The organism is Streptomyces sp. NPDC037271, from assembly GCF_055603605.1.
Genome location: NZ_JBVJVN010000013.1, coordinates 153,772 through 174,784 on the forward strand (window position 1 = coordinate 153,772; position 21,013 = coordinate 174,784).

Genomic DNA, 21,013 nt, shown 5'->3' on the forward strand with positions numbered 1-21,013 from the left:
GGGTGGCTCCCTTCAGTGGGTGGCGGAGGGCTCGCCCGAGCGGTTGGTGAGGGGGGACGCCGCCGCGGCCCGGCGGAGGAACGGGAGGGAGCGTTCGGCGAAGTGGGGGCCCGCGTGGGAGTGGCGGGGCAGTTCGACGACGGTCAGGCCCTGGTAGCCGGTGGCGGCGAGGGCCTCGAGGACGGGCGGGAAGTCGATCTCGCCGTCACCGAAGGGGAGGTGTTCGTGGACGCCGCGGCGCATGTCCTCGACCTGTACGTGGCGCAGCCAGGGAGCGGCGGCGCGCACGCAGTCGGCGGGAGGGAGCGGTTCGAGGCACTGGCAGTGGCCGATGTCCAGGGTGAGGCCGAGGTTCTCGGGGTCACCGAGGGCGCGGCGCAGCCGGTGGAAGTCGGCGAGGGTGGCGAGGAGGTGGCCCGGCTCGGGTTCGACGGCCAGGGGGACGTCCGCGGAGGCGGCGGTGTCCAGGACCGGGGCGAGGGACTCGGCCAGCCGCTTCCACGCCGTGTCCTCGTCCGTGCCGGCCGGGGTGATGCCGCTGAAGCAGTGCACGGCGTGGGCGCCCAGGTCGGCGGCGACGCGGACGGCGCGGAGGAGGAGGTCGGCGCGGCGGGCGCGGTCGTCCGGGTCCGGGTCGAGGAGGGAGGGGCCGTGTTTGCGGCGCGGGTCGAGCACATAGCGGGCGCCCGTCTCCACCGTGACGCCCAGACCGAGCGCGTCCAGCCGGTGCGCCACCTTGCGGGTACGGGCGGCCAGGTCGGGGGCGAGCGGGTCGAGGTGCATGTGGTCGAGGGTCAGTCCGACGCCGTCGTAGCCGAGGTCGGCGAGGAGGGCGAGGGCGTCGTCGAGACGGAGGTCGGCCAGGCCGTTGGTGCCGTAGCCGAAACGGAGGGGGCTGCGGACGGACGCGGTGGTCTCGTGGGTCACGTGATGCTCACCTTCCTCGCGAACTTCCGGCCCAGCGGGGCGAGCGCCGCGATCAGCAGCGCGGTGGCCGGCCGGCCGGCGCGGGCGGTGAGCGCGGCCTGGAGGGGGATCGTGGCGCGGATACCGCCGCCGACGGCGCGTTGGGTGAGCTGGGGTGAGGGGTTGAGGGCGGCGTGGAAGTAGGGGCGGGCGGCCGTGGCGGCGTAGCCGGCGGCGAGCGCCGCGGTGGCCCGGCCCGCGGACGGGCCGCACCCGTCCCCGCGGCGGTCGGTCGGGCCCGGCAGGCCGGGGGAGGCTGCTTCCCGTCGGTCTGCCGGGAGTCGGGTGGGGCGGTGGGCCACCAGCCGGGCCAGGAGGCCGGTCGTGGCGAGGGCCGCCAGGGGGGCCAGGGAGGAGCCGCCCCGGGTCTCCTCGCGGGAGACCGCGGTGACCGCGAGGGTGTGGGTGCCGAGCAACGCGGCGGAGGGCACGGCGACGCGGACGTCGCCGCCGGTCGCCGCGGCGCCCAGCAGCAGGTCGAGGCCGCGGGCGGCGGCCATGGCCGTCGGTCCGGCGGGCGTGTGCTTCAGAACGAGGTCGTATGCCCATACGGTCGCCGCCAGGGGGACGGCCACGGCCGCGGCGGGCCGGCCGGCGCGGGCAGCGAGGACCAGGCCGGTCGCGGTCAGCCCGCAGGCCGCGGTGAGGGCGGCGGCCGGGTGGACACGACCGGACGGGATGGGCCGGTGCGGGCGTTCGGCGGCGTCCTCCGCACGGTCCGCCCAGTCGTTGAGGGCCATGCCTGCTTGGTACAGGCACAGGGAGGAGCCGATGGCGAGCAGCGTGCGGGGACCGGCCCGGACACCGGTGGTCGCGGCTCCGGCGAGTACGTCGCCGGGGACGGTGAACAGCGCGGGCAGGCGCAGTAGTTCGGTCCAGGCGGCGACGCGGGCGGCGGGACTGTGTCCGTCCGCGCCCGGGCCGCCCCGGTCCGGGTCCTGGCCGCCGCCGGACGCCGCCGTGACCTCCGTGACTGCCGTGGCTGCCGTGGCTGGTGTGGCCGACGTGGCTGGTGTGGCCGACGTGGCCGGTGTCTCAGCCGGATGGGCGTCACGCACCGGATCCGCCGCGCGGCTCACCGCTGCTCCCCGGCACCGCGGGCGCCTGCGTCCGGCCGGTCCCCGGGGTCCGTGCCCCGCAGGCCCGCCGCGAACCGCGTCAGCTCGGCGTACTGTTCCGCGAGGCCCGGCGGACCGTCGCCCACCGGGTCCTTGAAGTAGAAACCCAGTTCACCCAGCGGGCCGGACAGGCCCCTCTCCCGGGCGCGGGCGACCAGCCGGACCAGGTCGAGGACGAGGGGGGCGGCGAGCGCCGAGTCGCAGCCCTGCCAGATGGTCTGCAGGATCATGCGGGAGCCGAGGAAGCCGTCGAAGGCGATGTGGTCCCAGGCGGTCTTCCAGTCGCCCAGGGCGGGCACGTCGTCGATGTGGACCTCGCCCTGGGGCGCGGCCCCGAGGGTGTCGGCGAGGACGCGTTCCTTGCCGGCGTTCTTGGCGGCGGCGGCCGCGGGATCGGCGAGGGCGGCACCGTCGCCGCCGCCCAGGAGGTTGGTGCCGGACCAGGCGCGCACGGCGAGGGCGCGCTGCGGGAACATCGGGCCGAGTACGGAGCGCAGCAGGGTCTGCCCGGTCTTTCCGTCGCGCCCGGCGTACGGCAGGCCGGACGACTCGGCGAGCGGGGCCAGCGCCGGGTGGTGCAGACCCGTGGAGGGGGTGAAGTTGACGTAGGGGCAGCCGGCGCGCAGGGCGGCCGCCGCGTAGAGGGAGCTGGGCGGCAGTGTGCCGTCGGTGGGGGCGGGTTCGGTGGAGGCGACGTTCACCACGACGGCGCCCGCGAGGTCCTGGCGGCGCACGAAGTCACGGATGTCGGCCGCGAACACGTCGATCCATTCGTCCTGCGTGCGGCCCGGGCCCTCGTCCGTGTCCGCGGGCAGGGGGCCGCCGGGCCTGATCTCCCGGTCGGCGGCGACCAGTTCGGCGTGCACGGCGGACGGCAGGCCGTGCGGCAGGACGCCGCCGGCGGCGAGGTGTTCGGCGCGTTTGGGCAGCGGGCAGTCGACGGTGTCGTGGCCGCCGAAGACGAAGGACGACAGCGCCGGCAGTCCGCACGAGGTGAAGGGAGGGGTCTCGGTGACCATGCCGGTCGGCGGGTGGAGCCCGGCGGCGACGGCGGCGCAGCCCGCGATGGCGGTCGTGGCCACGGATCCGCGTGCCCCGATGAACCAGACGCCGAGGCGCGGAGCCGGGGAAGGGGAGGGGGAGGGCAGGGACGGTTCGGCGGACATGGGCAGCCTCCTTGTCGTACGCGAACCGGGTGCGAGCGCCGGAAGGGGGACGAGCGGGGTGCCGGGTGCGGGGCCCGGCGGGACGGCGGGCGGAGGTCCGGCGTCCCCCGCCCGCCGCCGTTCCGGTAGCCCTAGGAGGGCAGTTCCTTCAGCTGGATGTTGCGGAAGGAGACCTGGTCGTCGGCGCCGTGGTTCTGGAGGCCGATGTGACCGTCGGTCAGGCTCCGCTCGGGGTCCTTGTTGGTGAAGTCGTTGATCTTGACTCCGTTGAGGAACACCTGGAGGCGTTCGCCCTGGACCTTGATCTCGTAGGAGTTCCACTGGCCCGGCGGGCGCAGGACCTGGTCACGGGCCTTGATGTTCGCCGACTTGAACGAGTAGACGGAGCCCGTCGTGCGGTCGGGCGCGTCGGTGGCGTCGATCTGGATCTCGTAGCCCTTGTTCACCGCGGACCAGGGGTCGTCGGAGGCCGGGAAGCCCACGAAGATCCCGGAGTTGTCGTCACCCTGCATCTTCCAGTCGAGCTTGAGGGAGTACGACTTCAGCTCCTTGGCCTGGTACCAGAGCAGCCCCATGCCGCCCTCGGACTCCATGGTGCCGTCCTTGACGACGAACTTGCCGGGGCCGGCCTGCTTCCAGCCGTCCAGGGTCTCGCCGTTGAAGATGTCCCGGTAGCCCTTGCTCGGCTTGCAGTCCGCCTTGACCTGGCCGGTGGCGTACTGCATGCCGCCGAGCAGGTGGGCGCGGAAGGCCTCGTCCGCGTAGGACTCCTTGGTGTGACCGCCGCCGGTGTAGAAGGAGCGGCCGCCGCCGTAGTTCTGGCACCAGGCGATCGGGTGGTCGCCCTTCATGGTGCCGCCGTCGTAGGTGGTCTCGTCGAGGGTGGCGAGGATCTTGGCCTGGTCGCGCGGGTTGGTGCGGTAGTTGTACCACTCGTCGGTGCGCTCCCAGGTGTCGCCGAGGTGCGCGGTGGACGGGTGGTCGTGGTCGTGGACGCGCACGGTGGCCTTCTGGATGGCCGGGTGCGAGTCGAAGTGGGCGCCGACGAGACCGCCGTAGAACTCCCAGTCGTACTCGGTGTCGGCGGCGGCGTGGATGCCCATGTAGCCGCCGCCGTTCGCGACGTAGTTCTCGAACGCCTTCTGCTGGTCGGTGTTGAGGACGTCACCGGTGGTGGAGAGGAAGGCGACCGCGTCGTACTTGGCGAGGTTGGCCGTGGTGAACTGCCGGGCCTCCTCGGTCGCGGTGACCGAGATGCCGGCCGGGGTGCCGAGCTCCTTCAGCGCGGCGATGCCCTCCGGGATGGAGTCGTGGCGGAAGCCGGCCGTCTTGGAGAAGACCAGGACCTTCTTGCCCTTCTTGAAGGGCTCCTTGGAGAACTCGAAGTCGTCCACGTCGTACAGCGCGCCGTCGCCGCCCCTGAAGACCAGGTAGATCTCCGTGGTGCGCTTCGGCAGCGAGCGCAGCGGCACGTCGACGTTCTGGAACGTCTCCCAGCTGCCGGTCGGCGGAATGTACGCCGAACCGTGCAGCTTGCCGGTGGGCGAGCCGGTGCGCAGTTCGACGAAACCGCCGGAGCCGCCGGAGGAGGCCCGCACGGTCAGCTTCTTCTGCCCGTCGAACTTGTAGGGGCTGAAGGAAATCCAGTCGCCGTCGTGGATGTCGCCGACGGTCTTGCCGCCGTTGGCGCCGGTCTTGTCGATGACCGAGACGCCCTGCTGGGTGGTGAAGTGCTCGGCCTGGCGGTGCAGCGGCTGGATCACGGTGCGCGCGGTGCCGGTGAGGGCCTCCTGGCCGTTCGACCCGCCGTCCGTGTAGCTGGCGCCGACGACGCCGTAGATGTTGGCGTTGGGGTCGTGGCCGCCGTCGCCCGGCGGCGGGTTGAGGGTGCCCTCACAGCCCGTCTCGCTGGTCAGCTCGTGGGCGTGGGAGTCGTGGCCGAGGCTGTAGGCGACCTTGACCCTGGAGCAGTCGACGGTCTCGTCGGGGTCGGTGACGGTCACCTTGAAGGGAACGGGCTCGCCCATGGCGGCCAGGCTGCCGTTGCCCGGTACCTCGATCTTCACCTTGGGCTCGGTGTTGCCGACCACGATGCGGACGCTGGCGTTGCCGGTGTTGCCCTCGGGGTCCTTCGCGGTGAAGGTCGCGGTGTAGGTACCGATCTTCTTGTACTTGTGGGTGGGCGTGAGCCCCTCGCCCTTGGTGCCGTCGCCGAAGTCCCAGCTGTAGGTGAGGTCCGGGGAGTCGGCGTCCTTGGCGGTGGCGGTGAACTTGACCTTCAGCCCGGCCGCCCCGGACGTCTTGTTCGCGCTGACCTCGGCGATCGGGGAGAAGCCGTCCTCGGCGTTCTCGATCCGGTACAGCGCGGAGTTCTCGTCGCCCTGGAACCAGGAGACGCCGTAGTCGAGGACGTAGAGCGCGCCGTCGGGGCCGAACTCCATGTCCATGATCTGGGTGCCGGTCCACGGGAAGTCGTTGATCTTCGCGACCGTGCCGTCCGGTCCGTCTTCGGTCTGCTCGATCCGCTTGATCCAGCGGCGGCCGAACTCACCCGCGAAGAAGTCGCCGTCGAACTCCTCGGGGAACTTGACGGAGGAGTCGAGCTCGGGGTCGTAGCGGTAGACCGGGCCGGCCATCGGGGACTCGGATCCGGTGCCGAACTCGGGCACGCTGCCGTCGTCGTACGGGATCCAGGCGGGCTGCGCGGGCGGCAGGTCGACCAGGCCCGTGTTGTGCGGCGAGGTGTTCTTCGGGGCGGCGCAGTCGAACTTCTCACCGGAGGTCTTGGTGGCGAAGTCGTAGTCGACGTACGCGTCGTTGTCACCGGTGCAGAACGGCCAGCCGAAGTTGGCGGGCTCGGTGACCTTCGCGAACTCGACCTGGCCCGCCGGACCCCGGTTCGGGTCGGCGGAGCCGGCGTCGGGGCCGTAGTCGCCGACGTAGATGGTGCCGGTCTTGTCGTCGACGCTCATCCGGAACGGGTTGCGGAAGCCCATCGCGTAGATCTCGGGACGGGTCTTGTCGGTGCCCGGCGGGAAGAGGTTGCCCTCCGGGACGGTGTACGAGCCGTCCTCGGCGACCTTGATGCGCAGGATCTTGCCGCGCAGGTCGTTGGTGTTGCCGGAGCTGCGGCGGGCGTCGAAGGCCGGGTTGCGGTCGGCCCGCTCGTCGATCGGCGTGTAGCCGTCGGAGGCGAACGGGTTGGTGTCGTCGCCGGTGGACAGGTAGAGGTTGCCCTCGGCGTCGAAGTCGATGTCGCCGCCGACGTGGCAGCAGGTGCCGCGGGAGGCCGCGACGTCCAGGACCTTCTTCTCGCTGGCCAGGTCGAGCGTGCCGTTGGGGTTGAGGACGAAGCGGGAGAGGCGGTTGACGCCGTCGAACTTCTTGAAGTCCTCGGCGGTGCCGGTCTCGGGGGCGTCGCCCGCGGGGGTGTCGAGCGGCGGGGCGTAGTAGAGGTAGATCGCCCGGTTGTTCTCGAAGTCCGGGTCGATGCCGACGCCCTGCAGGCCCTCCTCGTCGTGGCTGTAGACGTCGAGCTTGCCGGCGACCTTGGTGACGCCGCCCTGGTCGGTCAGGCGCAGCGTGCCGTCGCGAGCGGTGTGCAGGACGCTGCGGTCGGGGAGCACGGCGAGCGACATCGGCTCGCCCGTCTCGGGCTCGCCCTTGGCGAGCGGTACCTGCTGGAACTGCCCCTCGGCGGCTGCCGGTTCGGCCTCTGCGGGGGCGGCGCCGGCGACGGTCGCCGGGGTGCCCACCGCCAGCATCAGGCCGGTGAACAGGGCGAGGGTGGTGCGAAGCCTGGGACGCCTCGTGGTTCTGGTGCTTTTGAGTCTGCTTCTGTGCACGAAATCCCTCCGGGAACGGGGTGGGCCGTACGGGTGGGTGCGAGAACGTGCGGTGCGGGACGCCGGGGTGCGCCGTCACCCCGGAGGTATGGGTGTCCTGAACACATCAGGGACGGTAACCGCGTTCTTCCGGGGCGAACACCCCTTGGATCAGAACCGGTTGAACTTTTCCCCAATACAGGACAAAGCAGGATTCGGGCAGGTCGAACCGGGGACCGGCGGATTTCCGGCCCCCGTCCCGACGTGCGGTTCCGGGTGCGCTCCTCAGCTGTTGAACGCGGCGTCGAAGGAGGCGCTGGGCGGCTCGAAGTCGAACGCCTTGAGGCGGGTGAGGGCTTCGGGGGCGCCCTGGAGGCGGTCCATGCCGGCGTCCTCCCACTCGACGGAGACCGGACCCCGGTAGTCGATGGAGCGCAGCATGCGGAAGACGTCCTCCCAGGGGACGTCGCCGTGGCCGGCCGACACGAAGTCCCAGCCGCGGCGCGGGTCACCCCAGGGCAGGTGGGAGCCGAGCCGCCCGTTGCGGCCGTCGAGGCGCTTGCGGGCCTCCTTGCAGTCGACGTGGTAGATCCGGTCCCGGAAGTCCCACAGGAAGCCGACCGGGTCGAGGTCCTGCCACACGAAGTGCGAGGGGTCGAAGTTGAGACCGAAGGCGGGCCGGTGGCCGACCGCCTCCAGGGCGCGCTGGGTGGTCCAGTAGTCGTAGGCGATCTCACTGGGATGGACCTCGTGCGCGAACCGCACGCCCTCGGCGTCGAAGACGTCGAGGATCGGGTTCCAGCGGTCGGCGAAGTCCTGGTAGCCCCGCTCGATCATCGACTCGGGGGCGGGCGGGAACATGGCGACCAGGTGCCAGATCGCCGACCCGGTGAAACCGATGACGGTGTCGACGCCGAGCCGGGCGGCGGCACGCGCGGTGTCCTTGATCTCGGCGGCGGCCCGCTGCCGGACGCCCTCCGCGTCGCCGTCGCCCCAGATGCGTGCGGGCAGGATGGCCTGGTGGCGTTCGTCGATGATGGCGTCGCAGACGGCCTGCCCGACCAGGTGGTTGGAGACGGCCCAGCACTTGAGGCCGTACTTGTCGAGCAGCTCGTGGCGGGAGTCCACGTAGGACGGATCCGCGAGGGCCTTGTCGACCTCGAAGTGGTCGCCCCAGCAGGCGAGTTCCAGGCCGTCGTAGCCGAAGTCGCGGGCCAGGCGGCAGACCTCCTCCAAGGGCAGGTCCGCCCACTGACCGGTGAAGAGAGTGAAGTTGCGCGGCATGTCGCTGCCAGCCTCCTCAGGGGGCGATCGGGGTGTAGACGGAGTTCTTCTCGGCGCTCTCCTCCACGGCCGCGAGCACGCGCTGCACCCGCAGCCCGTCGGCGAAGGAGGGTTCGGGACGGCGGCCCTCGGCCACGGCGTGGACGAGGTCGCGCACCTGGTGGACGAAGGTGTGCTCGTAGCCGAGTCCGTGGCCCGGCGGCCACCAGGCGTCGAGGTAGGGGTGCTCGGGCTCGGTGACGAGGATGCGGCGGAAACCGGCGTGCTCCCCCGGCTCCGTACCGTCGTGGTACTCCAGCTCGTTGAGCCGCTCCAGGTCGAAGGCGAGCGAACCGCGCTCGCCGTTGAGTTCGATGCGCAGGGCGTTCTTGCGGCCGGTGGCGTACCGGGTGGCCTCGAAGGAGACCAGGGCTCCGGAGGTGAGGCGGCCGGTGAAGACGGCGGCGTCGTCCACGGTGACCTGTCCGGTGGCACCGTCCGCCGATCCCGCCGACAGGCCCCGCGGGGCGCCTTCGGGCAGCGGGCGTTCCCGTACGAAGGTCTCGGTGAGGGCGGAGACGCCCGCGATGCTCTCCCCGGTCAGGTACTGCGCGAGGTCGACGATGTGGGCGCCCAGGTCGCCGAGGGCTCCCGAGCCGGCCAGCTCCTTGCGCAGCCGCCAGGTCAGCGGCGCCTTCGGGTCCACCAGCCAGTCCTGGAGGTACGTCACCCGCACGTGCCGCAGCCTGCCGATGCGGCCCTCGGCCACCATCCGCCGGGCCAGCGCGGTGGCCGGCACCCGGCGGTAGTTGAACCCGACCATCGCCAACTGGCCCCGGGCGTGCGCCTCGTCGGCGGCCCGGGTCATCGCCTCCGCCTCCGCGACCGTGTTGGCCAGCGGCTTCTCGCACAGGACGTGCTTGCCGGCGGCGAGCGCGGCCAGCGCGATCTCGGCGTGGCTGTCGCCCGGCGTGCAGATGTCGACGAGGTCGATGTCGTCCCGTTCCACCAGGGACCGCCAGTCGGTCTCGGTGCTCGCCCAGCCGTGCCGGTCGGCCGCCGTGCGGACGGCGTCGGCGTCCCGGCCGCAGATCGCGGCCAGTACCGGGTTCAGCGGCAGGTCGAAGACCCGGCCGGCGGTGCGCCAGCCCTGGGAGTGTGCGGCACCCATGAAGGCGTAGCCGACCATGCCGACACGCAGCGGCGGTCTGGTCGCCGACGCCCCCGTCGCCCTGGTCCCGGTCCCGCTGTCGGTGCCGGTGCCGGTGGCTGATGGCTCCGCCCCGGCCCCCTCGGGCTGCTGCGGCTGTCCCATGCGGATGTCCTCCTCGTCGTGGTGGCGCGGTGGGGGGTGGGCCCCGCCCCGGCCGGCTGGTCAGGCCGGTCCCGGGCGGGCGCCCTCACTTGAAGCCGGTGGGCATGTACTGGTCCACGTTCTCCTTGTCGACGACGGCCGAGTAGCAGGTGACGGTCGAGGGGATCTCGAACTCGGCGAGGCCGCTGATTCCCTTGCCCTGGCCGAGGGCCCGGGCAAGGTCGATCGCGGAGGCGGCCATGGTCGGCGGGTAGAGCACGGTCGCCTTCAGGACACCGCTGTCCGCCTTGATGGCCTGGAAGGCGGAGAGCGCGCCCGCGCCGCCGACCATGAGGAAGTCGTCGCGGCCGGCCTGCTCGATGGCGCGCAGCGCGCCCACGCCCTGGTCGTCGTCGTGGTTCCACATCGCGTCGAAGTCCGACTGGGCCTGGAGCAGCTGGGCCATCTTGGCCTGGCCGGACTCGACCGTGAACTCGGCGGCCTGACGGGCCACCTTCTTGATGTTCGGGTAGTTCTTCAGGCCGTCGTCGAAGCCCTGGGTGCGCTGCTTGGTCAGTTCCAGGTTGTCCAGGCCGGCCAGCTCGATGACCTTGGCGTCCGGGGTGTCCTTGAGCTTCTCGCCGATGTAGTGGGCGGCGTTGAGGCCCATGCCGTAGTTGTCGCCGCCGACCCAGCAGCGGTAGGCCTGGGGGCTGTTGAAGATGCGGTCGAGGTTCACGACCGGGATGCCGGCGCGCATGGCCTGCAGCCCGACCTGGGTGAGTGCCTTGCCGTCGGCGGGCAGCACCACCAGGACGTCGACCTTCTTGTTGATGAGGGTCTCGATCTGGCCGATCTGCTGGGCGGTGTCGTTGGAGCCCTCGGTGACCTCCAGGGTGACGTCCGAGTACTTCTCGGCGCGCTTCTGGGCGTTGTCGTTGACGGCGTTGAGCCAGCCGTGGTCGGCCTGCGGGCCGGCGTAGCCGATGGTGACCTGCTTGCCCGGCTTGTCGTCGGCGGCCGGCTGGTCGTTCGCGGACGCCTTGTCGTCGCCGTCGTCGGGGTCGTTGCTGGTGCACCCGGTGAGGACGGCACCGGCGGACACGGCGGCGGCTCCGAAGAGCAGTCCTCTGCGACTCGTGAGCTTCGTCATGACGGTGAACCCTTTCCTCAGTGCGTGCTTGCGGTACGGCGCTGGACCAGCACGGCGGCGACGATGATCGCGCCCTTGGCGATCTGCTGGACGTCGCTCTGCAGGTTGTTCAGGGCGAAGATGTTGGTGATGGTGGTGAAGATCAGGACGCCGAGCACGGAGCCGAGGATGTGGCCGCGCCCGCCGGTCAGGAGCGTTCCGCCGATGATCGCGGCGGCGATGGCGTCGAGTTCGTAGAGGTTGCCGTTGGTGTTCTGACCGGAGCCGGCCAGGACGATCAGCAGGAAGGCGGCGATGCCGCAGCACAGCCCGGACAGCAGGTAGAGGTAGAGCCGCTGGCGGCGGACGTCGATGCCGGCGAGCCGGGCGGCCTCCGCGTTGCCGCCGACGGCGACCGTGCGGCGTCCGAAGGTGGTCCGGTTGAGCACCAGCCAGCCGATGACGGTGACGGCCGCGAACACCAGCACCAGGGGCGGGATGCCGAGGACGTACGCGTCGCGCTCGCCGAGGTCCAGGACGCTGGGGACCGTGACGACCTGGGTCCGGCCGTCGGTGATCTGCAGCGCGAGGCCGCGCGCCGAGGCCAGCATGGCGAGGGTGGCGATGAACGGCACCATCTGGCCGAACGCGATGAGTACCCCGTTCACCAGTCCGCAGCCCACGCCGACCACGACCGCCGTGAAGAGGATGCCGGCGAACCCGTACTCCTGGGTGGCGACCGTGGTCGCCCACACCGAGGCCAGGGCGACGATCGCGCCGACGGACAGGTCGATGCCGCCGGAGACGATGACGAAGGTCATGCCGACGGTGACGACGCCGATCACGGACGCCTGGGTGAGCACCAGCTGGAGGTTGCGGGTGTCGAGGAACGCGTCGGGCTGGGTGATGCCGCCGATGAGGACCAGTACGGCGAGCACGCCGAGCAGGGTGAGGGTGCGGATGTCGGCGCGGCCCAACTGGACCCGCCAGGCGGGCGGACCGTCCACCGGTGCCGCCTTGCCGGTGCCGCCCCGTGGCGGGGACACGTGCTGCGTCATGACGCCGGGCTTCCTTCCATCACGAGGTCGAGTACGCGGTGTTCGTCGAGTTCGCGGGCGGGGGCCTCGTGCACGACACGGCCCTCGCGCAGCACCAGCACGCGGTCGGCGAGGCCCAGTACCTCGGGCACCTCGCTGGAGACCAGCAGCACAGCGAGGCCGTCGTCGGCGAGGCGGCGGATGACCGCGTAGAGCTCGGCGCGGGCGCCGACGTCGACGCCGCGGGTGGGTTCGTCGAGCAGCAGGACCTTGCAGCCGCGCAGCAGCCAGCGGGCCAGGACCGCCTTCTGCTGGTTGCCGCCGGACAGCGTGCGTACGGGCACGGAGGGGTTGTCGGGCCGCAGGGACAGCTCGCGGGTCGCCGCGCGGGCCGCGTCCAGTTCGGCGCCGCGGTCGAGCCAGCCGCCGCGTGAGAAGCGGGACATGGCGGAGACCGACACGTTGCGGGTGACGGACTCCAGCATCAGCAGGGCCTGCGCCTTGCGTTCCTCGGGGGCGAGCCCGAGGCCGGCGCGCACCGCGGCGCGCACGCTGCCGGGACGCAGCGGACGGCCGTCGACGAGTACCTGACCCGTACTCGCCCTGCGCGCCCCGTAGACCGTCTCCAGGATCTCGGAGCGGCCGGAGCCGACGAGACCCGCGAGACCGACGATCTCCCCGGGGCGGACCTCCAGGTCGAGGGGGGCGAACTCACCCTCCCGGGACAGTCCCCGCACGCTCAGCACCGGCTCGGCGGGAGGCGGGGCGGTGGGCCGCTCCGGGAAGACGTACGCGACGTTGCGGCCGGTCATCAGCGCCACCACTTCACTGGTCGGCGTCGACTCGGCGGGCAGCCCGCCGGCGACGGCCCGGCCGTCCTTGAGGACGGTGACCCGGTCGCCGATGCGGCGGATCTCCTCCAGGCGGTGCGAGATGTAGACGACGGCGACACCGTCGGCGGTGAGGTCGGCGACGATGCGGAAGAGGTTGTCGACCTCGTCCGGGTCGAGCGCGGCGGACGGCTCGTCCATCACGATCAGCCGTACGTCGTGCGAGAGAGCGCGCGCCATCGAGACGATCTGCTGCTGTGCCGCGGAGAGCTCGCCGACCAGCCGCCCGGGATCGACCTCCGGGTGGCCGAGGCGCTTGAGGAGCTCGGCCGTAGACGCCTTGGCCGCCCTTCCCCGTACGACGAAGCCGGCGGTGGTCGGCTCGTGACCGAGGTGGACGTTCTCGGCGACCGACAGGTGTTCCACCAGGTCGAGTTCCTGGTAGATGGTGGCGATGCCGAGCCGCATGGCCGCGATGGGCGAGCGCAGGGTGACGTCCTCGCCGCGCCAGCGGATGGTGCCGGTGTCGGGCTGGTGGGCACCGGCGAGCACCTTGATGAGGGTGGACTTCCCGGCGCCGTTCTGGCCGAGCAGGCAGTGCACCTCGCCGGCCTGGACGTCGAGGTCGACGCCGTCCAGGGCCCGGACTCCGGGGAACGACTTGGTGATGCCGGACATGCTGAGCAGCGGTGGTTCTGGTGCCATGTGAGGTCCCCTCGGCGGGCGTGCGGGCCGGTGTCAGGGCAGAGCAGAGCTGGGCAGGGCAGGACAGGGCTTGACTTGGCAGGACGGGGCAAGCAGGGCAGGACAGGGCGGAGCGCTGTGCTGGTGGAGCTCGGGTACCGAGTGGTGCCTACGCGGGTGAGAACAGGTGGTCGCTGATCAGCCGGGCCGCGCCGATGACTCCGGCGGTGGGGCCCAGCTCCCCCAGGACGATGGGCAGGTTGCCGGTCGCCAGCGGCAGCGACTGGCGGTAGACCTGGGTGCGGATCGCGGCGAGCAGGTTGTGGCCGAGGCCGGTCACCCCGCCGCCGATCACCACCAGGCCCGGGTTGAAGAAGCTGACCAGGCCTGCGATGACCTGGCCGGTGCTCCGGCCGCCCTCCCGGATCAGATCGAGTGCGGTGGCGTCGCCCGCGGCGGCCGCGGCGGCGACGTCGGCGGCGCTGAGGCCCCCGTTCGCCTCCAGACGGCTCGCGAGCTCGGCCGACAGGCCCTGCTGGGCGGCCTCCGTGGCGTCGCGGGCCAGTGCCGCGCCGCTGAAGTGGGCCTCCAGACAGCCCCGGTTGCCGCAGGCGCACGGGCGTCCGTCGGGCACGGCCTGGATGTGCCCGATGTCGCCCGCGCTGCCGGTCGTCCCCCGGTAGACGTCGCCGCCCACCACGATGCCGCAGCCGATGCCGGTACCGATCTTGACGACGAGGAAGTCGTGCACGGTGCGGGCGACGCCCGCGTGCTGCTCCCCCAGCGCCATCAGGTTCACGTCGTTGTCGACCATGACCGGGCAGCCGAGTTCCTGGCTGAGCGCCTCCCGCACGGGGAAGCCGTCCCAGCCCGGCATGATCGGCGGAGCCACCGGCACACCCTCGGGGAAGCGGACCGGCCCCGGGACGCCGATACCGGCGCCGTCGAAACCGTCCGCGAGCCCCGACGCCCGCAACTTGGCGGACATGGACAGCACTTGCTCGAAGACCGCGACGGGTCCCTCGCGTACGTCCATGGGCTGGTTGATGTGCCCGAGGATCTCCAGCTCGGCGTTGGTGACGGCGACGTCGACCGAGGTCGCGCCGATGTCGACGCCGAGGAAGCGCAGCTCGGGGTTGAGGCGGATGTTGTGGCTGCGGCGCCCGCCGCGCGAGGCGGCGAGTCCGTCGGCCACGACCAGCTCCGTCTCCAGCAGCCGGTCCACCTCCACGGCGAGCTTCGACCGCGAGAGGTCCACCTGATCACCGAGCTGAGCGCGGGAGTTGGGCCCTCCGTCACGCAACAGCTGGAGCAGTCGCGCCTGGTGGGCGTTGGCGGGTCGTGCCGTCATGCGTCTCACGAGCCCCTCCCCGCCTCGATCGGCCTTGGGTGTGCCGGTTTCCGGCCACGTCCGTGGCTTGCTTTCGGAGGGAACGTAGCAGTGGGCGCCGGGCGTGGGAAGAAGTCACGCACGAATTGCTGCGAACTTTCTCCACTGAGTGGACAAAGAGGCGCGGAGTGCTCAGTGGCACGGAACGCGACGAGGCCGCCCGGCCAACGCGCCGGGCGGCCTGCGGAACGCCTCCGAAGGGCTCCGACCTCCGGATTCCTCTCGTGCGTGGTGCGGCGGTTCAGGGGCAGCGGACGACCTGTCCGGCGTAGGAGAGGTTCCCGCCGAAGCCGAAGAGCAGCACCGGGTCGCCGGTGGTGATCTCGCCCCGCTCCACCAGCTTGGAGAGCGCGAGGGGGATGCTCGCGGCCGAGGTGTTGCCGGACTCGACGACATCGCGGGCGACGACGGCGTTGACGGCGCCGATCTTCGCGGCGAGGGGTTCGATGATGCGCAGGTTCGCCTGGTGCAGCACGACCGCGGCCAGATCGGCCGGTTCCAGTCCCGACCGCTCGCAGGCCCGGCGTGCGATGGCGGGCAGCCGCGTGGTCGCCCAGCGGTAGACGCTCTGCCCCTCCTGCGCGAAGCGGGGCGGCGTGCCCTCGATGCGGACCGCGTTGCCCATCTCGGGCACCGACCCCCACAGCACGGGGCCGATCCCCGCCTCCTCACCCGGCGCGCAGGCCTCCACGACGGCGGCTCCCGCCCCGTCGCCGACGAGCACGCAGGTGGTGCGGTCGGTCCAGTCGGCGACCTCGGACATCTTGTCCGCGCCGATGACCAGTGCGCGGCTCGCCGAGCCGGCCCGCACGGCGTGGTCGACGGTGGCCAGGGCGTGCGGGAACCCCGCGCACACGACGTTGACGTCCAGCACGGCGGGTTCCGGCATGCCGAGGCGGGCCGCGACGCGGGCGGCGGTGTTCGGGGAGCGGTCGATCGCGGTGGAGGTGGCGACCACGACCAAGTCCACGTCGGCGGGGGTCAGTCCGGCCGCCGCGAGCGCCTTCGCCGCGGCGTGGCCGGCCAGCTCGTCGACCGGCTCGTCGGGGCCGGCGATACGGCGGGAGTGAATGCCCACCCGGCTCCTGATCCACTCGTCGCTGGTGTCGACCATGCCCGCCAGGTCCTCGTTGGTAAGGACCTTGGCGGGCTGGTAATGACCGACGGCGGTGATGCGGGAGCCGTGCATGGGTGGAGACCTCGCTGCCTCGGGTACGGGATCCACCAGTGTGATGAGTGACCGACGGGTACGACGGCAGGTGATGCGACAGGAAACGGCCGCACGCCTTGTCGGCTTCGGTCAGCATCCCCGGTGCCCTTGCCCGCGTCCCCGCCCCCGCCCCCGCCCCCGCCCCCGCCCGCGTCCTCCCCGCCCCGGCCCACGCCCACTCGGTGAACGGCCGCCCCTCACCCGGTGAACAGCTGGGTCGCCTTCCGGACGAGTTCGTACAGCCCGTAGGCGAGCGGTGCGCCCACCCACAGCCAGGTGAAGGTGATCAGCGGCCGCCGGCCGGGAAGGTCAGGCGGACTCTGGCTGCTGTCGTCGGACATCGGTGGCCTCCTTCGGTGCCGGGGCGGCGGATACGTGGTGGCGGGCGTGGACCGGACGGACGAGTTCGTTGGCGACGAAACCGACGACCAGCAAGCCGATCATGATGACGAACGACGTCCCGTACAGGGACGCGCCGTGCCGGCCGGCCTCCTCCTGCCGGTCGGCGACCCAGTTCACGATCAGCGGACCGAGGACACCGGCCGTCGACCAGGCGGTGAGCAGCCGCCCGTGGATCGCACCGACCTGGTAGGTGCCGAAGAGGTCCTTGAGGTAGGCGGGGGCCGTGGCGAAGCCGCCGCCGTAGAAGGAGAGGACGACGAGGGCGCACAGGACGAACAGCGGCTTGGAGGAGTCGCCGAACAGGGCGATCAGTGTGTACATCAGCGCGCCGACGCCGAGGTAGAGGCGGTAGATGTTCTTGCGTCCGATCAGGTCGGAGGTCGTGGACCAGCCGATCCGGCCCGCCATGTTGGCCGCCGACAGCAGGGCCACGAATCCCGCGGCGGCGGTCACCGACACCGGCGTGGAGGTGTCGGCGAAGAAGTCGGTGATCATCGGCGCGGCCTTCTCCAGGATGCCGATGCCGGCGGTGACGTTCATGCAGAGCACGACCCACAGCAGCCAGAACTGCGGGGTGCGCACGGCGCTGCGCGCCGAGACCTGGACGCCTTCGAGGGCGACCGGGCCGCCGTCCGCCCGTTGTCTCGGGCGCGGCACCCGGACCAGCAGCACGCCCAGCAGCATGAAGACGGCGTACGCGAGTCCGTGCACGAGGAAGGCGAGGGCGATCCCGGAGTTGTCGGTGCCGAAGGACTTCAGCATCTGCGCCGACCAGGGCGAGGCGATGAGCGCGCCGCCGCCGAAGCCCATGATGGCGATGCCGGTGGCCATGCCGGGCCGGTCCGGGAACCACTTGATCAGCGTGGAGACGGGTGAGATGTAGCCGATGCCGAGGCCGATCCCGCCGACGAAGCCGTAACCGAGGACGATCAGCCAGTACTGCTCCGCCGCCGCGCCCAGCGCGGAGAGCAGGAAGCCGGACGAGAAGCAGACCAGGGCGACGGTCATCGCCCAGCGCGGCCCGTGGCGTTCGACGAGGGTGCCGCCGAACGCGGCCGACAGCCCGAGCATGACGATGCCGAGCTGGAAGGGCAGCGCGCTCTGTGTGCCGCTGAGGCCGAGCGCGGACTCCAGGGGCGGTTTGAACACGGACCAGGCGTAGGCCTGGCCGATGGAGAGGTGGACCGAGAGGGCGGCGGGGGGAACGAGCCAGCGGCTCCAGCCCGGGGGCGCGACGGGGGGACTACTCATGGGTCCCCAACCGTAGGGAGCGGGGACGCGATTGAGAAGATGGTTGAGCAGACAACCACCGAGCGTGCACAAAGCCTTGCCGAGGCAACCGCACGGGAGCCGCCGCGGTTCGACGTGCGCGCGGCCGGCACCTGGGACGAGGAGTGGCGGAGCGAGACGACCACGGCGTGCGCGTACCGCGGAGCGGGCTGCGACCTCACCCCATACGTGCAGGACAATGAGACCGTGAAGGTCGCCTCGCCGCACGACAACCCGGTGACCCGCGGCAACCTGTGCAATCGAGGGCCGCTTCGGCTACCGGCACGTACAGAACCGGGACCGACCGGCACACGGAAAACGGCACACGCCACACGCCACACGCCACACGGGAATCGGGACACGCGACATGGGACGAGTCACGGAACGACGCAAGGTGATCCGGATACGGGACGGCGCGGTCTCCACCCGCCCGGACACCCTCGTCGCCGAGGAACCGCTGGAGATCCGGCTGAACGGCAAACCCCTCGCGATCACGATGCGCACTCCGGGCGACGACTTCGCGCTCGCCGCCGGTTTCCTGGTCAGCGAGGGCGTGCTCGCCGAGCAGGGAGACCTGCAGAACATCGTCTACTGCGCGGGCGCGACGGCCGACGGTGCCAACACGTACAACGTCGTCGACGTGCGGACGACCCCGGGCGTGCCGGTCCCCGACATCACGCTGGAGCGGAACGTCTACACGACCTCGTCCTGCGGTCTGTGCGGCAAGGCCAGCCTGGACGCGGTGCGTACGACGGCCCGCTGGCCCATCGCCGACACTCCCCCGGTCCGCGTCACCCCGGAGTTCCTGGCGGGCCTGCCCGACCGGCTGCGCGCCGCCCAGCGGGTCTTCGACCGGACCGGCGGCCTGCACGCGGCGGCCCTGTTCCGGGAGGACGGTGAGCTGGTGGACGTACGGGAGGACGTGGGCCGGCACAACGCGGTCGACAAGCTGATCGGCCGCGCCCTGCAGAACGGGGACCTGCCGTTGTCCCGGTCGGTCCTGCTGGTGTCGGGCCGGGCCTCCTTCGAGCTGGCGCAGAAGGCCGTGATGGCGGGCATCCCGGTGCTGGCCGCGGTGTCGGCGCCGTCCTCGCTCGCGGTGGACCTGGCCGCCGAGACGGGGCTGACGCTGGTGGGCTTCCTGCGGGGCAGCTCCATGAACGTGTACGCGGGTGAGGACCGCGTCGCCCTGCGGGCCGAGGCCGCCCAGGGCTGACCCGGCCCTCCGCGGACACGGCGGCCGGGCCCGACCGGCGGGGAGCGCCTCCCTGCGCCGCAGCGGGCTCCGGCTCGATCCCGGGCGGATCCCGGGGCCTCCTGGATCCCGGGGCCTGCTCGATCCCGGGGCCTCCTCAGTACCGGGGCCTCCTCGATCCCATGCCCCCCGCTCCCGGGCCCCTGCGACGCCGGGTTCCCGCGTGTCCTCCTCGGCTCCGTCGGGCGACACGCGCGCAAACTGTAGGGGACGTACCAGGCACGGCATGTCCTGATGTAGTGATGTCCTGATGATCGGCTCCCTCCCGACCAGCCGCCCGAAGGGCAGACCGTTCCATGCCGTCACCCTCCCGCACGTGTCCGCGCTCCCCCCTGCTCGCCCTCGCCTCACTGTTCGCCCTGGCCGCCGCCTCGCTCCCCGCCCACGCCGAAGCCAGGACCCGGGCGCCCGAGTTCGAGCAGCAGGTCCTCTTCCGAGCGGACCGGGACCCCGGCGGCTACGCCTGCTTCCGCATTCCGGCGATCGTGCGGACGACGGACGACACCCTGCTGGCCTTCGCCGAGGGCCGCGTCCTGAACTGCGGAGACGCCGGTGACATCGACATCGTCGTCAAACGCTCCACCGACGGCGGGCGCACCTGGGGCCCGCTCCAGGTCGTCAACGCCGGCGGCGGCGACACCCACGGCAACCCGGCCCCGGTCGTGGACCGCACCACCGGCCGGATCCTGCTGCTCGAGACGTACAACGCCGGCCGTACGGACGCCGCCGGCTGCGCGGTGCCCTGTGCCCGCACCCCGCACCTCCAGTACAGCGACGACGACGGCCGCACCTGGTCCACGCCCCGCGACCTGAGTGCCGACATCCAGCCGCCCGGCTGGAACTCCTGGTACGCCACCGGCCCCGTGCACGGCGTCCAGCTCACCGGCGGCAGCCACGCCGGGCGGCTCGTGGCCGGCGTCAACGCCGAGACCTGGGACGGCGAGAGGGTCACCGCCAACCACGCGGCGCTGGTGGTCAGCGACGACGGCGGCGAGCACTGGAGGGTGGGTGCCACCGACACCTGGCCCGTCGCCGCCGACGGCACCTTCCGGCAGAAGCCGTCCGAGGTCACCCTCACCGAACGCGCCGACGGCACGCTCCTGGTCAGCGGCCGGGAGGAGCACGGCACCGACCTCGGCCACCGCACCCAGGCCGTCAGCCGCGACGGCGGCGACAGCTTCGCAGGGCCCTTCCGGGCCCTCCCGGACCTGTATACGCCGCAGGTACAGGGGGCCGTGCTCCGCCGCGGCGACCGGATGCTGCTGTCCGCGCCCGCCGATCCCGACCGGCGCCGGACGATGACCATCCGCTCCTCCTACGACGGCGGCGCGACCTGGGACAGCGTGGACCGCGGCACGGTCGTCACCCGGGACTGGTCCGGCTACTCCGACCTGGTGGCCGTCGACGACGCGGCGGTGGGCCTGCTGTACGAGGCCGGGGCGGTGGACGCCCGCGACGAGATCCGCTTCGCCCGCTTCACCGAGGACTGGCTCCAACCGCGCCGGGGCGCCGATCCCACCACCCCGGACCTCGCCGCGGGTGCCGCGCCCGCGGCCGTGCTCGGCGGCGCCGGGACGACCGACGGCGCGGTGGATGGCGCCCTCTCCTTCGACGGCGCCGACGACGCCGTACGGCTGCCGTACGACGAGCGGCTTCCGCTCGGGGCCGGGGACTTCACGGCGTCGCTGTGGTTCCGGTACACGGCGGACGGCGGGGAGCAGCCGCTGCTGTGGATGGGCGGGGTCGGCACCGCACAACCCCAGGTGTGGCTGCGCGCCGAGCCCGGCAACGGCCGGATCCAGGGGCTGATCACCACGCGCGACGGCGGGGCGGCCCCGCGCTCGGCGTGGGTGCGCACCGACCGCGCCCACAACGACGGGCAGTGGCATCATCTGGCGCTGCGCCGCGGCGGGGGGCGGCTCACGCTGTTCGTCGACGGTACGGCGGTCGGCGCGGCGGACGTGCCCGGCTCGGTCAGCCGGAACTCACCCTTCGGGGTGCACATCGGGGAGCGCGTGGACGGCCGGGCCCGGCTGACCGGCGCGATCGACGAGGTGCACGTCTGGGACCGGGCGCTGACCGACGAGGAGATCGCCGCCGGGAACCCGCGGTCGGCCATCGGGAACACCGTCCTGTACCTGCCCATGGACGGAGTGCAGGCGGGCGGCTGAGG

General features: G+C 72.2%; 15 protein-coding genes and 1 pseudogene. 3 read left to right on the forward strand and 13 right to left on the reverse strand.

Features of this window, described 5'->3' with window-relative positions:
- Positions 1-12 precede the first annotated feature (12 nt).
- From ACZ7G3_RS22585 to ACZ7G3_RS22645, 13 genes are all read right to left on the reverse strand, one after another.
- Positions 13-927: a sugar phosphate isomerase/epimerase family protein gene (locus tag ACZ7G3_RS22585; RefSeq protein WP_470927875.1), complete on the reverse strand. Its 915-nt coding sequence runs from the start codon at positions 925-927 to the stop codon at positions 13-15.
- Entirely contained in the window at positions 924-2,045 is a 1,122-nt protein-coding gene (locus tag ACZ7G3_RS22590) for an SCO3242 family prenyltransferase (protein ID WP_470927877.1), read from the reverse strand. Before ACZ7G3_RS22590 ends, ACZ7G3_RS22585 begins: the two co-directional genes overlap by 4 nt.
- Entirely contained in the window at positions 2,042-3,250 is a 1,209-nt protein-coding gene (locus ACZ7G3_RS22595) for an inositol-3-phosphate synthase (protein WP_470927879.1), read from the reverse strand. Before ACZ7G3_RS22595 ends, ACZ7G3_RS22590 begins: the two co-directional genes overlap by 4 nt.
- A gap of 131 nt (positions 3,251-3,381) precedes the next feature.
- Positions 3,382-7,095, reverse strand: coding sequence for a ThuA domain-containing protein (locus ACZ7G3_RS22600; protein ID WP_470927881.1), 3,714 nt, complete (start codon positions 7,093-7,095; stop codon positions 3,382-3,384).
- Between the two features lie 264 nt (positions 7,096-7,359).
- A complete protein-coding gene (locus ACZ7G3_RS22605; protein ID WP_426597420.1) occupies positions 7,360-8,358 on the reverse strand; it encodes a sugar phosphate isomerase/epimerase family protein in 999 nt (332 codons plus the stop codon).
- 16 nt (positions 8,359-8,374) lie between these two features.
- Entirely contained in the window at positions 8,375-9,652 is a 1,278-nt protein-coding gene (locus tag ACZ7G3_RS22610) for a Gfo/Idh/MocA family protein (RefSeq protein WP_426597421.1), read from the reverse strand.
- 85 nt (positions 9,653-9,737) lie between these two features.
- Entirely contained in the window at positions 9,738-10,784 is a 1,047-nt protein-coding gene (locus ACZ7G3_RS22615; protein WP_470927883.1) for a substrate-binding domain-containing protein, read from the reverse strand.
- 17 nt (positions 10,785-10,801) lie between these two features.
- A complete protein-coding gene (locus tag ACZ7G3_RS22620; protein ID WP_426597423.1) occupies positions 10,802-11,821 on the reverse strand; it encodes an ABC transporter permease in 1,020 nt (339 codons plus the stop codon).
- Positions 11,818-13,335, reverse strand: coding sequence for a sugar ABC transporter ATP-binding protein (locus tag ACZ7G3_RS22625; protein WP_470927885.1), 1,518 nt, complete (start codon positions 13,333-13,335; stop codon positions 11,818-11,820). Before ACZ7G3_RS22625 ends, ACZ7G3_RS22620 begins: the two co-directional genes overlap by 4 nt.
- A 148-nt stretch (positions 13,336-13,483) precedes the next feature.
- Positions 13,484-14,665 carry an ROK family protein gene (locus tag ACZ7G3_RS22630; protein WP_426597425.1) on the reverse strand — a complete coding sequence of 394 codons (1,182 nt, stop codon included), beginning with the start codon at positions 14,663-14,665 and terminating at the stop codon, positions 13,484-13,486.
- A gap of 280 nt (positions 14,666-14,945) precedes the next feature.
- On the reverse strand, positions 14,946-15,893 hold the full coding sequence (locus tag ACZ7G3_RS22635) for a beta-ketoacyl-ACP synthase III (RefSeq protein ID WP_426517615.1): 948 nt from the start codon (positions 15,891-15,893) through the stop codon (positions 14,946-14,948).
- Between the two features lie 218 nt (positions 15,894-16,111).
- Complete coding sequence (locus ACZ7G3_RS22640; protein WP_398131410.1) at positions 16,112-16,255, reverse strand: MFS transporter small subunit; 144 nt, start codon at positions 16,253-16,255, stop codon at positions 16,112-16,114.
- On the reverse strand, positions 16,224-17,567 hold the full coding sequence (locus ACZ7G3_RS22645) for an OFA family MFS transporter (protein WP_426597426.1): 1,344 nt from the start codon (positions 17,565-17,567) through the stop codon (positions 16,224-16,226). The genes ACZ7G3_RS22640 and ACZ7G3_RS22645 overlap by 32 nt, the downstream gene beginning before the upstream one ends.
- A gap of 108 nt (positions 17,568-17,675) precedes the next feature.
- Here ACZ7G3_RS22645 and ACZ7G3_RS22650 point away from each other — a divergent pair.
- The 3 genes and pseudogenes from ACZ7G3_RS22650 to ACZ7G3_RS22660 all read left to right on the forward strand — a co-directional run.
- A pseudogene (locus tag ACZ7G3_RS22650) lies at positions 17,676-17,886 on the forward strand (2Fe-2S iron-sulfur cluster-binding protein); the annotation flags it as partial.
- A gap of 66 nt (positions 17,887-17,952) precedes the next feature.
- Complete coding sequence (gene fdhD, locus ACZ7G3_RS22655) at positions 17,953-18,801, forward strand: formate dehydrogenase accessory sulfurtransferase FdhD (protein WP_470927952.1); 849 nt, start codon at positions 17,953-17,955, stop codon at positions 18,799-18,801.
- Positions 18,802-19,136: 335 nt separating this feature from the next.
- Entirely contained in the window at positions 19,137-21,011 is a 1,875-nt protein-coding gene (locus tag ACZ7G3_RS22660; RefSeq protein ID WP_470927888.1) for an exo-alpha-sialidase, read from the forward strand.
- The last annotated feature ends 2 nt before the right edge of the window (positions 21,012-21,013 follow it).

What these genes read in the sequence shown, in the direction of transcription:
- ACZ7G3_RS22595 (WP_470927879.1), bottom strand. Translation starts at nt 3,250, where the DNA reads ATGTCCGCCGAACCGTCCCTGCCCTCCCCCTCCCCTTCCCCGGCTCCG.
- ACZ7G3_RS22605 (WP_426597420.1), bottom strand. Translation starts at nt 8,358, where the DNA reads ATGCCGCGCAACTTCACTCTCTTCACCGGTCAGTGGGCGGACCTGCCC.
- ACZ7G3_RS22610 (WP_426597421.1), bottom strand. Translation starts at nt 9,652, where the DNA reads ATGGGACAGCCGCAGCAGCCCGAGGGGGCCGGGGCGGAGCCATCAGCC.
- ACZ7G3_RS22615 (WP_470927883.1), bottom strand. Translation starts at nt 10,784, where the DNA reads ATGACGAAGCTCACGAGTCGCAGAGGACTGCTCTTCGGAGCCGCCGCC.
- ACZ7G3_RS22620 (WP_426597423.1), bottom strand. Translation starts at nt 11,821, where the DNA reads ATGACGCAGCACGTGTCCCCGCCACGGGGCGGCACCGGCAAGGCGGCA.
- ACZ7G3_RS22625 (WP_470927885.1), bottom strand. Translation starts at nt 13,335, where the DNA reads ATGGCACCAGAACCACCGCTGCTCAGCATGTCCGGCATCACCAAGTCG.
- ACZ7G3_RS22630 (WP_426597425.1), bottom strand. Translation starts at nt 14,665, where the DNA reads ATGACGGCACGACCCGCCAACGCCCACCAGGCGCGACTGCTCCAGCTG.
- ACZ7G3_RS22635 (WP_426517615.1), bottom strand. Translation starts at nt 15,893, where the DNA reads ATGCACGGCTCCCGCATCACCGCCGTCGGTCATTACCAGCCCGCCAAG.
- ACZ7G3_RS22640 (WP_398131410.1), bottom strand. Translation starts at nt 16,255, where the DNA reads ATGTCCGACGACAGCAGCCAGAGTCCGCCTGACCTTCCCGGCCGGCGG.
- ACZ7G3_RS22645 (WP_426597426.1), bottom strand. Translation starts at nt 17,567, where the DNA reads ATGAGTAGTCCCCCCGTCGCGCCCCCGGGCTGGAGCCGCTGGCTCGTT.
- fdhD (WP_470927952.1), top strand. Translation starts at nt 17,953, where the DNA reads ATGGGACGAGTCACGGAACGACGCAAGGTGATCCGGATACGGGACGGC.
- ACZ7G3_RS22660 (WP_470927888.1), top strand. Translation starts at nt 19,137, where the DNA reads ATGCCGTCACCCTCCCGCACGTGTCCGCGCTCCCCCCTGCTCGCCCTC.